The organism is Nocardia sp. NPDC059229 (genome assembly GCF_042754165.1).
Lineage (GTDB): Bacteria > Actinomycetota > Actinomycetes > Mycobacteriales > Mycobacteriaceae > Nocardia.
In genome coordinates this window covers 66615-79805 of the sequence record NZ_JBHZAK010000016.1, presented here as the reverse complement: position 1 = coordinate 79805, position 13191 = coordinate 66615, and the positions used below count along the sequence as shown (strand labels likewise).

13 protein-coding genes are annotated in these 13191 nt (G+C 65.8%); 7 read left to right on the top strand and 6 right to left on the bottom strand.

Translation table 11 applies throughout. The annotated features are described in order from the left end of the window. The first annotated feature begins 58 nt into the window (after positions 1 to 58). On the top strand, positions 59 to 748 hold the full coding sequence (locus ACFXHE_RS31170; RefSeq protein WP_379387995.1) for an alpha/beta fold hydrolase: 690 nt from the start codon (positions 59 to 61) through the stop codon (positions 746 to 748). 272 nt (positions 749 to 1020) lie between these two features. Here the strand turns inward: ACFXHE_RS31170 and ACFXHE_RS31165 are convergent, their stop codons facing one another. Continuing rightward, positions 1021 to 1578, bottom strand: a complete 558-nt coding sequence (locus ACFXHE_RS31165) for a choice-of-anchor K domain-containing protein (RefSeq protein WP_379387994.1) — start codon at positions 1576 to 1578, stop codon at positions 1021 to 1023. A 289-nt stretch (positions 1579 to 1867) separates the two neighbouring features. Here ACFXHE_RS31165 and ACFXHE_RS31160 point away from each other — a divergent pair, with 289 nt between their 5' ends. Then, positions 1868 to 3661, top strand: coding sequence for an AMP-binding protein (locus tag ACFXHE_RS31160; protein WP_379387992.1), 1794 nt, complete (start codon positions 1868 to 1870; stop codon positions 3659 to 3661). A 60-nt stretch (positions 3662 to 3721) separates the two neighbouring features. On the opposite strand, the gene ACFXHE_RS31155 is transcribed toward ACFXHE_RS31160, so the two are convergent. Further along, positions 3722 to 4114, bottom strand: coding sequence for a response regulator transcription factor (locus ACFXHE_RS31155; RefSeq protein ID WP_379388199.1), 393 nt, complete (start codon positions 4112 to 4114; stop codon positions 3722 to 3724). Positions 4115 to 4468: 354 nt separating this feature from the next. Between ACFXHE_RS31155 and ACFXHE_RS31150 the strand changes: the two genes are divergently transcribed. After that, a complete protein-coding gene (locus ACFXHE_RS31150) occupies positions 4469 to 5356 on the top strand; it encodes an oxidoreductase (RefSeq protein ID WP_379387990.1) in 888 nt (295 codons plus the stop codon). A gap of 297 nt (positions 5357 to 5653) precedes the next feature. On the opposite strand, the gene ACFXHE_RS31145 is transcribed toward ACFXHE_RS31150, so the two are convergent. Together ACFXHE_RS31145 and ACFXHE_RS31140 are read right to left on the bottom strand one after the other, a co-directional pair. After that, positions 5654 to 6367: an alpha/beta fold hydrolase gene (locus ACFXHE_RS31145; protein WP_379387989.1), complete on the bottom strand. Its 714-nt coding sequence runs from the start codon at positions 6365 to 6367 to the stop codon at positions 5654 to 5656. A 103-nt stretch (positions 6368 to 6470) separates the two neighbouring features. Beyond that, positions 6471 to 6674: a hypothetical protein gene (locus ACFXHE_RS31140; RefSeq protein ID WP_379387988.1), complete on the bottom strand. Its 204-nt coding sequence runs from the start codon at positions 6672 to 6674 to the stop codon at positions 6471 to 6473. Between the two features lie 191 nt (positions 6675 to 6865). Between ACFXHE_RS31140 and ACFXHE_RS31135 the strand changes: the two genes are divergently transcribed. The 4 genes from ACFXHE_RS31135 (at position 6866) to ACFXHE_RS31120 (ending at position 11848) form a co-directional block, all read left to right on the top strand. Continuing rightward, positions 6866 to 7828, top strand: coding sequence for an alpha/beta hydrolase (locus tag ACFXHE_RS31135; protein WP_379387987.1), 963 nt, complete (start codon positions 6866 to 6868; stop codon positions 7826 to 7828). Between the two features lie 58 nt (positions 7829 to 7886). Beyond that, positions 7887 to 9167: an MFS transporter gene (locus ACFXHE_RS31130; protein ID WP_379387986.1), complete on the top strand. Its 1281-nt coding sequence runs from the start codon at positions 7887 to 7889 to the stop codon at positions 9165 to 9167. 210 nt (positions 9168 to 9377) lie between these two features. Beyond that, positions 9378 to 10079, top strand: a complete 702-nt coding sequence (locus ACFXHE_RS31125) for a type 1 glutamine amidotransferase domain-containing protein (RefSeq protein ID WP_379387985.1) — start codon at positions 9378 to 9380, stop codon at positions 10077 to 10079. Between the two features lie 62 nt (positions 10080 to 10141). Next, positions 10142 to 11848 (top strand): alpha-keto acid decarboxylase family protein, encoded by a 1707-nt coding sequence (locus ACFXHE_RS31120; RefSeq protein ID WP_379387984.1) that lies wholly within the window; start codon positions 10142 to 10144, stop codon positions 11846 to 11848. A 103-nt stretch (positions 11849 to 11951) separates the two neighbouring features. Here ACFXHE_RS31120 and ACFXHE_RS31115 read toward each other — a convergent pair whose 3' ends face one another. Together ACFXHE_RS31115 and ACFXHE_RS31110 are read right to left on the bottom strand one after the other, a co-directional pair. Next, positions 11952 to 12320: a YybH family protein gene (locus ACFXHE_RS31115; RefSeq protein WP_379387983.1), complete on the bottom strand. Its 369-nt coding sequence runs from the start codon at positions 12318 to 12320 to the stop codon at positions 11952 to 11954. 28 nt (positions 12321 to 12348) lie between these two features. Beyond that, positions 12349 to 13065: an SDR family NAD(P)-dependent oxidoreductase gene (locus ACFXHE_RS31110; RefSeq protein ID WP_379387982.1), complete on the bottom strand. Its 717-nt coding sequence runs from the start codon at positions 13063 to 13065 to the stop codon at positions 12349 to 12351. Between the last annotated feature and the right edge of the window lie 126 nt (positions 13066 to 13191).

The window sequence follows — 13191 nt, the reverse complement described above, 5'->3', positions numbered from 1 at the left end:
CGCGCGCTTTATATTCGGTTGTGCCGTATGGCAATTCACTCGCAGAGGGAGAGTTCGAATGACTGCGCAGGACAAGACCGTCGTGCTGGTTCACGGTGGCTTCGTCGATGGTGCCGGATGGCGGGGTGTCTATGACGAGCTGACCCGGGACGGGTTCGAGGTGCGGGTGGTGCAGAACCCGACCAAGTCGCTCGAGGACGACGCCGCGACCACCCGTCAGGTGCTCGACGAAATCGACGGCCCGGTCGTGCTGGTCGGGCATTCCTATGGTGGGGCGGTCATCACCGAGGCCGGGACGCACGAGAAAGTGGCCGCGCTGGTGTACATCACCGCGTTCGCACCGGACAAGGGCGAATCGGTGAACACGCTGCTCGCCACGTTCCCGCAGGACGGCCCGCAGCCGCCGATCCTGGCGCCGGTGCAGGGATATCTGTTCCTGGACCGGGCCAAGTTCCCGGATTCCTTCGCCGGTGACCTTGCCGCGCAGGATGCCAAGTTCCTGGCCGACTCCCAGGTGCCGTGGGGTGTGGAAGCGCTCGGCGGGGCCATCAGCGAGGCCGCCTGGCGGTCCAAGCCCAGCTGGTACCTACACGTCACCGAGGACAAGATGATTCCGCCCGCGGCACAGGCGTCCATGGCCGAACGTATCGGTGCGACCGTGGCCGAAACGCCTGGCAGCCATGCCATTTACGTGTCCCGTCCCGAAGTGGTCGCCGCCATCATCCGAAACGCGGCCGAAGCCGTCTGACCCAGCGGTCAGCGACGACGGGCTGTCGGCCGCACGCTCGAGTGGGGCCGACAGCGCACGCGTGATCCTCGCGCCGGCAATCTCGACCGAATCCGCTCAGATCCTCGAGGGCGGTAGATCACCGGGTGCCAGCGCGGATGTACTGCACCGCAACAGATTCCGGCCGCAAGCGCATGCGGTGGCCTGGCTCGGTATGCGGTGAGCAGGATGTTTCTTTCCCTACGGCCGCCAAGTCTCATCGCCGCGGGCGGCGAAGTGGTGGGTGCCGCGGTTCAGGAGCCCGGCTCGATGATCGGCTCGAACCGGGCAACGAGCCAGACTCTTTTGATTCCCCCCTCAGGGTTTACGAACTGCGGCTTCACCTGGCCCTTGTCATCCAGGAAACCGCTGATCGTCACCTTGTATTCGACATCATCGACGCGCACGATGTCGTCCTCGTGAACTGTCGGCAGTTTGACCACATCGTCCACGTCCCCAGGCTGGTTGGGCGTCTCGTTATGGCGAAAACGCAGGGTGAACGTATGGTCGAACCCCTCGTCCTGGAAGTCGACAGTAACCTTCAAGTACACCGAGAACTGACTGTGTTTCAGGTGAATTCGGCGGTTGTAGTGCGCGAAGATACCCAGATTGAAATCCTTACCGTCCAGGCGCGCCTCGACGTCGGTGAGGCCGGTGAAGTCATAACCGCTCTTCCCCTCCTGGCCGCTTCCCCATCTGATGCTGGATCTGACTCCGCTGCTCGATCTGATGCCCGGCTGCCTCAGACCCTCGAACTGCGACTCCTCGACGCTGACGCGCGTCCACACACCCCTGGTATCGACTTTCCCCATGACAGATTGCCCCCTTGTTCTGGACTGACCGACGAACTGCTATCTATCGAGACACTCCATCATTCCCCAGCAGTAGCGTTCTGTCACCGAAACCGGTTGTGCACCAGTCAACTCCGGTGACAGACGTGATGAACCACATGCCACCGGTGCCGGCCCATCGCCGTTGCGTGGCCTCCCGAAGAACATGTCACCCGGTGTCTCCCAGACGGGCATCGATCAGGCCGACCGGGGGAGACTCTGGATCATCGCGAAGTATCGCGAAACCCGAAGAGAGAAAGTTGGTTTCATCGTGTTCGACTCCGTGTATCGATCGTGGGCCGAGGATCCCGTGCGGTTCTGGGAAACACAGGCGCGCGAACTGAGCTGGAGCCGCCGGTGGGATGCCGGTCCGGACAACGAGAACGCCCCGTTCCACAACTGGTTCGCCGAAGGCCGCCTCAATGCCGCGGAGAACTGCTTGGACCGGCATGTGACCGAGGGACGCGGCGAAGTGCCGGCCCTCGTGTTCGACAGCCCGCTCACCGGAACCAAGCAGACCTTCACCTACCGGCAGTTGCTGGACCACGTGGCCCGATTCGCCGGAGTGCTCGACGAACTGCACGTGGGCACGGGCGACACGGTCCTCATCCACATGCCCGCGATCCCGGAGACCATTGTCGCCATGCTGGCGTGCGCCCGGCTCGGGATTACCCATGTCGTGGTGCCGAGCGTTCCGGTCACCATGCTGCGCGACCGGATCGACGACGCCGCACCGGCCGTGATCCTCACGGCATCAGCGGGATTCGAGAACCGTGACGTCACCGGCTACCACGCCGCGGTGGATGCGGCGCTGGCGGCGTCCAGTCATCGGCCGCGCCACTGCATCGTGCTGCAACGCCCTTGGGCTCCTTGCGAACCGATGCCGGAGCGGGATCTGGATTGGTCGGAGCTGACCGCGGCGGCACGGCCCTACACCAGCGCGGTGCAGGTCGAGTCCGGACACCCGCTCTACCTGCTCTATACATCCGGTTCGACCGGCAAGCCCAAGGCGGTGGTGCGCGACACCGGCGGCTATCTCACCGCACTCCGATGGGCAGTGCGCAACGTCTTCGGCGCGGGCCCGGGCGAGGTGTTCTGGACCGACTCCCACCCGGGCTGGGTGATGGGCCATTCCTTCACCGTCTACGGCGCACTGGTCTCGGGCTGCACGACACTGCTCTACGAGGGCTCGGCCACCGACACACCCGATGCGGATGCCTTCGGGCGTCTGATCGACGAGTACGACGTACGGGTCCTGTCCACGACGCCGATGACGCTGCGCCGCATTCGTGCGGCCGCTCCCAGTCGTAAACCTCGGAGCGCGAGCGGATTACGGGGCGTCTTCCTGGCCAGCGAGCGCGTCGAGCCGGATCTGATGAACTGGGCCCAGGAATTCTTCGCCTGCCCCACCATCGACAACTGGTGGCAGACCGAAGCCGGGTGGCCCATCGCCTCGAACACCCTCGGTCTGGGCCTGCAGCCGGCCAAACCGGGCTCGGTCACCCGCCCGCTGCCCGGATACCGGGTCACGATCGTGGACGAGACCGGTCGCGTCGTCCCGCCGGGTGTTTCGGGCCACGTGGTGATCGAGCTGCCGCTGCCACCGGGTACCGTCCGCACCCTCTGGCACGACGACGACCGTTTCACCGCAACGTATCTGAAGAAGTTCCCCGGCTACTACGACACCTCCGACGCGGGTCATCTCGACGAGGACGGGTACCTGTGGATCGAAGGACGCACCGACGACATCATCAACGTCGGCGGCGAGAGCCTGCCCGCCCTCGACGTCGAACACATCCTCACCACCCACCCCCAGGTCCAGCGCTGCGCCGTGGTCGCCACGCCCGACCCGTTCTACACGCAGGTCCCCGTAGCCTTCATCGTCCCGAAACCCGGCCACCCCCTCCCACTCGCCGACCTCGAGACCGAACTACGGAATCTCGTGATCGACCGCATCGGTGAGTGGACTCGATTGCGCCGCTTCGTATTCCTCGATTCGCTCCCACTCACCCCGTCGAAGAAGATCCAGCGATCGGCCCTGCGCCAACTGGCCGACACAAACTGATACCAACACCTGCGCCGACCGCTCCCGACGGTCGGCGCGCCAACACCGAACCCAGATGTTTCAGGCCACCTGCGGTGCCGTGAGGTGGTCACGGATGTGGTCGAGCAGTTCACCGCTTCTGAGCGGTTTGGGCAGGTAGTCACACGCACCGGCCGCGTAGGCGTCACCGATGGCATCGGGATCGCCATCGAGGGAGACCGCGATGATCGGAATCGGTGAACACTTCCGCAGCTGCCGGCACAGTAGCGCGCCCGGCAGGTCGGGCAGGTCCAGCTCGAGCAGCACCAGGTCTGGATTCCATCGCCGAGCCAGGTTCAAAGCGCGCTGCGCGTTGGGGGCAGAAATCACCTCATGGCCGGCGTTGGCCAGCACGAGTACCTCGATCTCTGCCATCGCCGGGTTGCTCTCGACGACAAGGACCTTGCCGGGCCCAGCCGCAGCGGTCCGCGGCAGCGTTAATTGTGTTGCAGAGCGCGGGAATTGGCTAATGGTGAATCCTTCGCAGACGGGTCCCCGACCGTCGAATCCGCAGCGTCATGGAGCTGAATGGAGGCGATCCTGCGCTCGCAATGTCGGTACCGCGATCGACTGACTATGACACTATGTCAATCCGCAACCTCTCAGCAATGCATCTGTGAACTGTTTTCATGGCGTTCACACAACCACGACCGCGGGCATCGGCTGTAGCGTCTCCACCGAGCAGGTGAAGCGTCATCACCGGATTCCGGTGATGACTTCTCACCGGCCCGGCTGCGAGTCTTGATTCCGACCACGTCGGGTAGCAGCGAGACAGCACAGGAGGGATCCATGCCGGACCTTGTATCCGGGTTCGAAGAGGCGGGGACGTTCGCACTCGGCCGCCGAGAAGTCCACCGAATCGGATACGGTGCCATGCAATTGGCGGGCGACGGGGTTTTCGGGCCGCCGCGCGACCACGATGAGGCGCTGGCAGTGCTGCGGATGGCGATCGCGAGCGGTATCGACCACATCGACACCGCGCACTACTACGGACCGGGAACCGTCAACGAGCTCATTCGGGAAGCGCTGCACCCGTACCCCGCGAATCTGGTGATCGTCAGTAAAGTCGCGGCGCGACGCGGCGACGACGGGGCCGTCTTGCCATACGACGAGCCCGATCAGCTGCTCCTGGGCATCGAGGAAAATCTCGAGGCACTGAACATCGAGCGCCTGGGCGCGGTAAACCTCCGCATCATGGACCGGGCAGCGCCCGATGCCCGATTCGATGCGCAACTCACCGCGTTGATACGGGCCCGAGAGGCCGGGCTGATCGACGGGATCGGACTGAGCAACATCTCGCGCGAGCACCTCCTGCGTGCGCTGGACCGCACACCGATCGTGTGCGTACAGAATCTGTTCAATATCGTCGAGCGGGGCTCGGCCGATGTGCTGGCCGAAACCGCGAGCCGCGGTATCGCTTTCGTCCCCTTCTGCCCGCTGGGCATGTCTCGCACCGCCCGCCGCCAGATCCTGACGAGCCCACGCCTCACCGAGATCGGGCAACGTCTCGGGGGAACGCCGATCCAGATCGCGCTCGCCTGGTTACTCGACCTCTCCCCCAATATCCTGCTCATTCCCGGAACCCGGACCCGCGCGCACTTGGCCGAGAACATCCGATCCGGTGGCATCACGCTCGATGAGCAAGCGCGCCGCGAACTCACCAGCCACAGCGCATGACGCGCCACGTCCCCCGCCTATTCTCGGCTGAACGACGCAGGCCTGCGGCAGCAGAGCTGTCGCAGACCCATCCGACATCAGGCTTCGCTCGCTAGAGCAGTTGCGGGATCACTACTTCTTCGGCGTCAGATGACCCGATACCGGCGGATTCCGGTGATCTCGAGTTCAATTCCCCCTCCCCGGCCCATCGCTAGATCCGCGTGCATCTCCCATAGAAGGAGCAGCAGCCCGATGTCCATCGGACTTGCCTTTCGAGACAAGGAGATTCACGCCGCCGGTGCGGATACCGGCCGGACGTCAGGACAGTTCGGCGAGCGCGCCGGTGATGACGGCGGTAACCTCGTCGGGGTGGGTCTGCATGACCAGATGGGGTGCGTCCAGTTCGACGACCTTGCGCAGTCCGGCCCGCTGGTAGCCGAAGCGCTCGACCTCGGGGTTGATGGTGTGGTCGGCGGCCGAGACGATGCCCCAGCCCGGCCTGGTCTTCCACGCGGCCGCGGAGGCGGGCTCGGTGAAAGCGAAGGCCGACAGCGGGCGCTGTGAGACCGCGAAGACCCGGGCGCGCACCGGATCCACGCCGGCGGCGAAAACCGCGGGGAAGGCGTCGATCACGACCGACACGTCGGTGCCCGGCTCGCCGCCCTCGACCGGGTAGGGGGTGTAGACAAGGTTCGCCGCGAGATCGGAATCCGGGAAGCCGCCCTGCAATTGGCCCAGACTCTCCCCCTCCTCGAGTGCGTAGCCGGAGACGTAGACGAGACCGGCCACATTGTCCGCGACGCCGGCGACCGTGATGACCGCGCCGCCATAGGAGTGACCGGCCAGCAGCACCGGACCGTCGATGGCCTCGGCGACCGCCCGGATGGAGGCGGCGTCGGCGGACAGGCTGCGATTGTAGACGGGCGGGACCAGGACCGGAATGCCCTGGGCGAGCAGCCGTTCGGTCACCGGGGACCAGCTGGCGGCATCGGCGAAAGCGCCATGAACCAGAATTACCGTCGGGACGGACATGCGATTCCTTTCGTCGGGACACGGGCTGGAAGCACCGCGCCCCTTCGAGTTTCGAGCTGCCGCGCGGTGACCGCCCCTCCCCGCGAGCCAGGAATCCGCCGAATCAGGACACCGCCGGCTCCGTTTCCTCGGACCGGGCCGCTGCTGGGGAGCCCGTCGTGCGGAATCGCTGCTGGTATTTGCGCGGCGGGATGCCCAGGCGCGCGATGAATGCGCGACGCAGGGCCTCGCTGTTGCCGCAGATGGAGGCGAAACGCCGAGTCCGGGAGGAGAGCGAGCAGGCCGCGGCCAGCACCTGTTCGGTCACGAAGCGGGCCGGGGACGCCCGTCGGGTGGCAGCAGTACCACCTCGTAGTCACGCTCGCTAGCCGATCGGCCGGTGTCCCGATTTCAGGGATTCCTGGCCGATGAAGCGGGGCCGTCACCCACCGTCGGCGGGAAAGCTGGACGAGCGTGCACCGCCGCGCCCGCTTCGACGCGACCATAGGGAGAACGATCATGGCAGGCAATCCGCACGGCATCTCACTCGAACCCGCCGCCCAGGCCTTCGTGGACGCGACGTCGGAACCGCCCTTCCTGTACCAGCTTTCGCCGGAGGAGGGCCGCAAAACCGTCGACGGGGTGCAGGATTCCCCGATCTTCAAGCCGGAGATCGACGAGGAATGGATCACCGTCGAGGGCGGCCCGACCGGATCGATCCGGGTACGCGTCGTCAAGCCCAAGGACGCCACCGGGACCCTCCCGGTCATCATCTACACCCACGGCGCGGGCTGGGTCTTCGGCGATGCCCACACCCACGACCGGCTTGTGCGTGACCTGGCGGTCGGGGTGAACGCGGCCGTGGTGTTCCCCGAGTACGACCGCTCCCCCGACGTGCACTACCCGGTCGCCAATGAGCAGTCCTACCGGGTCGCCCAGTGGGTCACCACCGACGGCGCCGCCAAGGGGCTCGACAGCACCCGCATCGCCGTCGCCGGAGACTCCGTGGGCGGCAATATGGCCATCGCCCTGACCCTCATGGCCAAGGACCGCGGCGACGTCTCCTTCCGCCAGCAGGTCCTGTTCTACCCCGTCACCGACGCCAACTTCGACACCGCCTCCTACCGCGAGTTCGCCACCGGCTACTTCCTGACTCTCGAAGGCATGCAATGGTTCTGGGGTCAGTACACGACCAGTGAGTCGGATCGCGCCCAGATCACCGCATCGCCTCTGCGTGCCTCGGTCGACCAGCTGACCGGCCTGCCGCCCGCCCTGGTGATCACCGCCGAGAACGATGTCCTGCGCGACGAGGGCGAGGCGTACGCCGCCAAACTGCGCGCCGCCGGTGTCCCGGTGACGGCCGTCCGCTATGGCGGCATCGTCCACGACTTCGTCATGCTCAACACACTGCACGACACCCACGCCGCCACAGCCGCGGTGGCGCAGGCGGTCAGCGTTCTGGCCCGGGCCCTGCACGACTGACCCCGGCCCGGCCGCCACGGGCAGAATGCAACTGCCGACCCGAGGGGAACAGAACGCGATGGATCGTGAGGCATTGACGGTCGTGCCCGAAGCGGCCACGGCACACCAGATTCCGCGACGGGAGCCGGCGAATGCCTTTCGCGCATTGCGGTCGCGCCCGTTCCGGTGGTACTTCGCAGGGCAGATCGCTTCCGCCAGTGGCACGTTCGTGCAGGCGACGGCGGTCGGATGGCTGGTGTTGCAGCTGACCGGATCACCGGCCTCACTGGGTGTGGTGCTGGCCGCGGGCGGGGTGCCGCCGCTGCTGTTCGGGCCGTGGGGCGGGGTGGTCGCGGATCGGGTCGATCTGCGCCGCTTGCTGATCGGTACGCAGGTGGTCTACGGATTGCTGGCGGCGGTTCTGTGGGCGGCAGCGGTGACCGGGCGGGCGGGGATCCCGCTGGTCATCGGCGTGACCGTGGCGGGCGGCGTGGTACAGATCGTCGATTCGCCCGCACGGCAGGCCTTTGTGGCACAACTGGTTCCGCCCACGGATCTGGCCAGCGCGGCCAGCGTCAACGGCGTGGTGATGAACAGCGCCCGCGTGGTGGGGCCGGCGCTGGCGGGGCTGCTGATCACATTCATCGGCACCACACCGTGTTTCGCGGTGAACGCGATCTCCTACCTCGCGGTGGTCGGGGCGCTGGTGGCGATCCGGCCGACCGCGCCCGCTGCTATTGCCGTCCGGGCGCGGCCGGGCGGGGTGCTCTCCGCGCTGCGCTACGCCCGCACCCGGCAGCAGCTGTGGCTGCCGCTGACCATGATGGCGCTGGTCGGACTGTTCGCCTTCAACTTCCCGGTGCTGCTCCCGGTGTTGGCGGAGCGCACTTTTCACGGCACCGGCGGCACCTACGGCCTGCTGTCGACCATGCTCAGCATCGGTTCGGTGGGCGGCTCGCTCGCAGTCGGACTGGTCCGCCATCCCCGCCGCACCTATCTGGTCACGACCGCAGCCGCCTTCGGCATCAGTCTCGCCGCGACCGCAGTCGTACCGAATCTGGCCACCGCCTGCGCGGCCCTGATCGCGACCGGGTTCGCGGGCTTCGGCTTCGTCACCATGGCATCGACCGCCCTGCAACTGCACGCGGATCCGAGCTATCGCGGGCGAATCATGGCGCTGTGGGTCTTCGTCTTCCTCGGCACGACACCCATCGGCAGCCTGATCACCGGGTGGATCGTCGACATCTCCGGGCCACGGGCGGCGCTGCTGGTGGGCGCGCTCTCCTGCCTGGTGGCCGCGGCCATCGCGGGACAGGTACGCACGCCGCCTCACCCGGACGGACCCGACGGGCCCGAGTGAAGTCGACTGTGCCCCGCGGGATCCAGCTCCAAACGAAAGCGGTTGTCGCTGTTGCTATTTCTTGCAGGGACCGCCGGTGATCGGCGCCGGGTGCGGACCGTAAGCCTGCTGGCACGGGGCAGACCGTTGTGTAGGATCGGGGAGATTGCGGTTCGGTTGCCAAATGTTTTCCGATTAACGGGCATGTGGGATCCGAGAGGAGCTTTCGCGATGGCAAAGGTGCTCTTTATCGTCAGTGGTGCCAGTTACTGGGTGATGAAGGACGGCTCACGATATGCGACCGGATACTGGGCCGAGGAGTTTGCCAATCCATATCGGATCCTCATAGACGCTGGGCACCAGGTGGTCGTCGCAACACCGAACGGTGTGATCCCGACAGTCGACATGATGAGTCTGCGCCCTCAGATGGCGGGCGGCATCGACGGGGCCCTGCGGCTCGAGTCGATCATCCGCGAAGCGGAGGCGTTGCGGCGGCCCTTGCAGTTGTCGGATGTGCGTCTCGAGGATTTCGATGCGGTGTACCTGCCGGGCGGGCACGGTCCGATGGCGGACCTGGCGTTCGACGCTGACTGTGGGCGGCTGCTGACGCAGCAGTTGGCCTCGGGCAACCCGCTTTTCATCGTCTGTCACGCTCCGGCCTCGATCTTGTCCACCAGGATCCGAGGCGAATCGCCGTTCGAGGGTTATCGCCTCACCTGCTTCACCGACGAAGAAGAGGAAGCCGTGGGCGTCGCCGTACTCGCACCATGGCTACTCGAGACCGACCTCGAGGAGAAGATCGGCGTCGATTTCAGCCGCGGGCCGATATGGGAGCCGTACATGGTCGAGGATCGCAACCTGACCACCGGCCAGAACCCGGCCTCGGCCGCCGTCCTCGGCAACCGGATGGTCGAGATTCTGAAGGGTGCCTGACCAATTCGGCCAGGTTCGAGACGATGATTTCGTCGTGACCCGACGATTCGGAGGAGCACGTGATGTCCATGCGCGAGACCCGACGAATGACGATCGGTGACTTTCTGCTTCGCCGTTTGGCGGAGGCCGGGATCAGCCACCTCTTCGGTGTCCCCGGCGACTACAACCTCGAGTTTCTCCAGCAACTCCAAGACCGCAGCGCCATCGAATGGGTCGGCAATTGCGGCGAGCTGAATGCGTCCTATGCGGCGGACGGCTACGCGCGGCTGAAAGGCATGGGCGCGCTCCTCGTGACGAACGCTGTAGGCGCGATGAGTGCGATCAACGGGGTCGCCGGCTGCTATGCCGAGCATGTTCCCGTGGTCTGTATCTGCGGGTCGATTCCACTCCGGTCCATCGATCGGGGTCTGGGGATGCACCACACGATGGCCGACGGGACCTGGGACCGCTTCCTCGGCGCGTTCGCGCAGGTGACCGCCGCACAGGCCAGACTGACCCCGTGCAACGCCACCATCGAGATCGACAGGCTGATCCTCACCGCTTGGCGGGAGAAACTGCCGGTGTACCTGGAGCTGCCGTCCGACATCGCCTACCTCGATATCGAGGTTCCGGTCGAGCCGCTGGTCCTCGAACAGCCATCCAGCGACCCCGAACGGCTGGGGTCGTGCATCGCCGCGGTCGCCGCCCACCTGTCCGGCGCCCGGGCACCGGCGATTCTGGTGGATCTGGACGCGGACCGGTTCGGCGTCGCCGCGGAGGTCATGGAACTCGCCGAGAAGATGCAACTTCCGGTCGCGGTGAGCAACACCGCCAAGGCGGTAATCGACGAAGCGTTCCCCTATTACGCCGGCGTCTACAACGGCGAAGCGAGTGCGCAGCACACACTCGACGCGATGCAGGCCGCCGATTGCCTGCTCTGCATCGGATACCGGCCCATAGAAGCGACCACGGGCGACTTCACCGTCTCGCTGCCCGCCGACACGATCCACCTGCGCGCGCACTCGGCCGACGTCGGAAAGGACAACTACCAGGCGGTATCGCTCCAGGAAGTTCTCCGCGGCGTCATCGGCGCGGTGCCGCGCGTCACCGAACGCGCCACGCCCCGGCCCGTGGAAGCGGCGCCACGCGCTCACACCGACCGCTCTGCCAAGCTGACGCAGGCGGCGTATTGGCAAGCCATCCAGGACTACATCCGGCCCGGGGATGTGCTGCTCGTCGATAACGGCACGTCATACGCCCTCTTCGGCTTGAAGCTCCCGCAGGGCTGCACCTTCGTCGGATCGGTCAACTGGGGGTCGATCGGCTACTCGGTCGCGGCCCTGCTGGGCACACTGACCGCGGCACCGGACCGGCGCCACCTACTGTTCGTCGGCGACGGCTCGTTCCAGCTGACCGCGCAGGAGCTGTCGACCATCCTGCGGCACGACCACAAGCCGGTGATCTTCCTGATCAACAACGGGGGATACACCATCGAGCGCGGCTACCTCGGCAAGACCGAGTCCTACAACGACATCGCCCCGTGGGCATACGCGGATCTGCCGAAGGTGCTTCGACCCGACACCACGGCCCGATCATTCGTCGCAAAGACTCCAGCGGACCTGCACAACGCCCTGTCCGCACCCAATGACAGCTCGATCTTCATCGAATCGATCATGGATCCCTTCGATTCTCCTGCCCCGGTCACCGAAAGCAGCAACAGAGGAGCCGAACTCGACTACGGGCCCCGTGGCCCGCAACACCACGAAGGCACCCAGCTTCGGCCGGTGTGACCCGCAACGTAGATCGGTGGATGCCAACGGGTGCCGACACGGATGGTTCGCCTACGCCATCAGAGGATCCCGTGGCCTGCCCCGCCTTGGCGGGGCCGATCTTTCAAAGTCGCGAGACCTGGTAGTGACCGATAGCCCAGCCGCCCGTGCCGTGTTCGAGCAGCACGCTGAGCTTTACCGCGAGGGTCGGGCGGTCGGTGAAAGAGAAGTCGACGTCCAGATAGCCCAGCACGAGATCGTCTGTGAGGCGGCGGGTTTCGAGGATTCGATACTCGGCCGCCAGGCCGACCGGCTGGGAGTCGTAGTACTCGGCGACACCCGCTCGACCCACGGTGTACGGATGCAAACCCTGGAAGATCGCGTCTTCGGTGAAGTATGAGGCGACCCGCTGTGGCTCATGCTGATCGACGGCGCGCTTCCACTGGTCGAGGACTGTTCGCAGAATCGCCTCGTCCTGGGGATCGGTGGTCATTGCGATTCTCCTGTCGTTGTCCCGATGATCAGTGTCCGGCGCTCATCCCGCCATCTACGTGCAGGATCTCGCCGGTGACGAAGGGCGCGGTCTCCAGGAAGACGACGGCATCGACAATGTCGCTGATTTCGCCCATCCGCCCGACCGGATGCATGGCGGCCAGGGCGTCGTGGGTGGACGGGTCGTGCATGGGTGTGTTGATGTTGCCCGGCGACACGGCGTTGGCGCGGATGCCGCGACGCGCATATTCGATGGCGAGGGATTTTGTGGCCGATTGCAACCCGCCCTTGGTCAGCGAGGCCAGCACGGACGGGACGCGGGAGTCGGCGTTGTCGACGAGGCTCGTGGTGATGTTGACGATGTGGCCGCCGCCGTGGGAAAGCATGGCTTCGACCGCTGCTCGGGTGATATGGAAGAACCCGGTCAGATTGACGCCGATCACGACCGCGTAATCCTCGTCGGTGTAGTCGGTGAACGGCTTGGCGATGAACACGCCCGCATTGTTGACGAGTGTGTCGAGCCGGCCGAACTGTTCCACCGCGGCGGCGATGATGCGGTCGGCGGTCGCCGCATCGGCAATGTCGCCGGCGATGGTGAGCACTGCGGGGTCGTCGGATTCCGTGATGGATCGTGCGGTGGCCACGACCGCATAACCGAGCTTGCGGTAGGCCTCGACAAGACCGGCACCGATACCGCGTGACGCCCCCGTGATGACTGCGACCTTCTGTTGCCGATCGATGTTCATGGCGAGCCTCTCTCGAGTCGGAATTCGGGTTGGTCGACTGGAGTGAACGACCGGTCTCCGAATCGAACGGTAGGCCGCGCGGAGATCGACGGTCAACGCTGAAATGGCCTCTGAGCAGGACCGGAA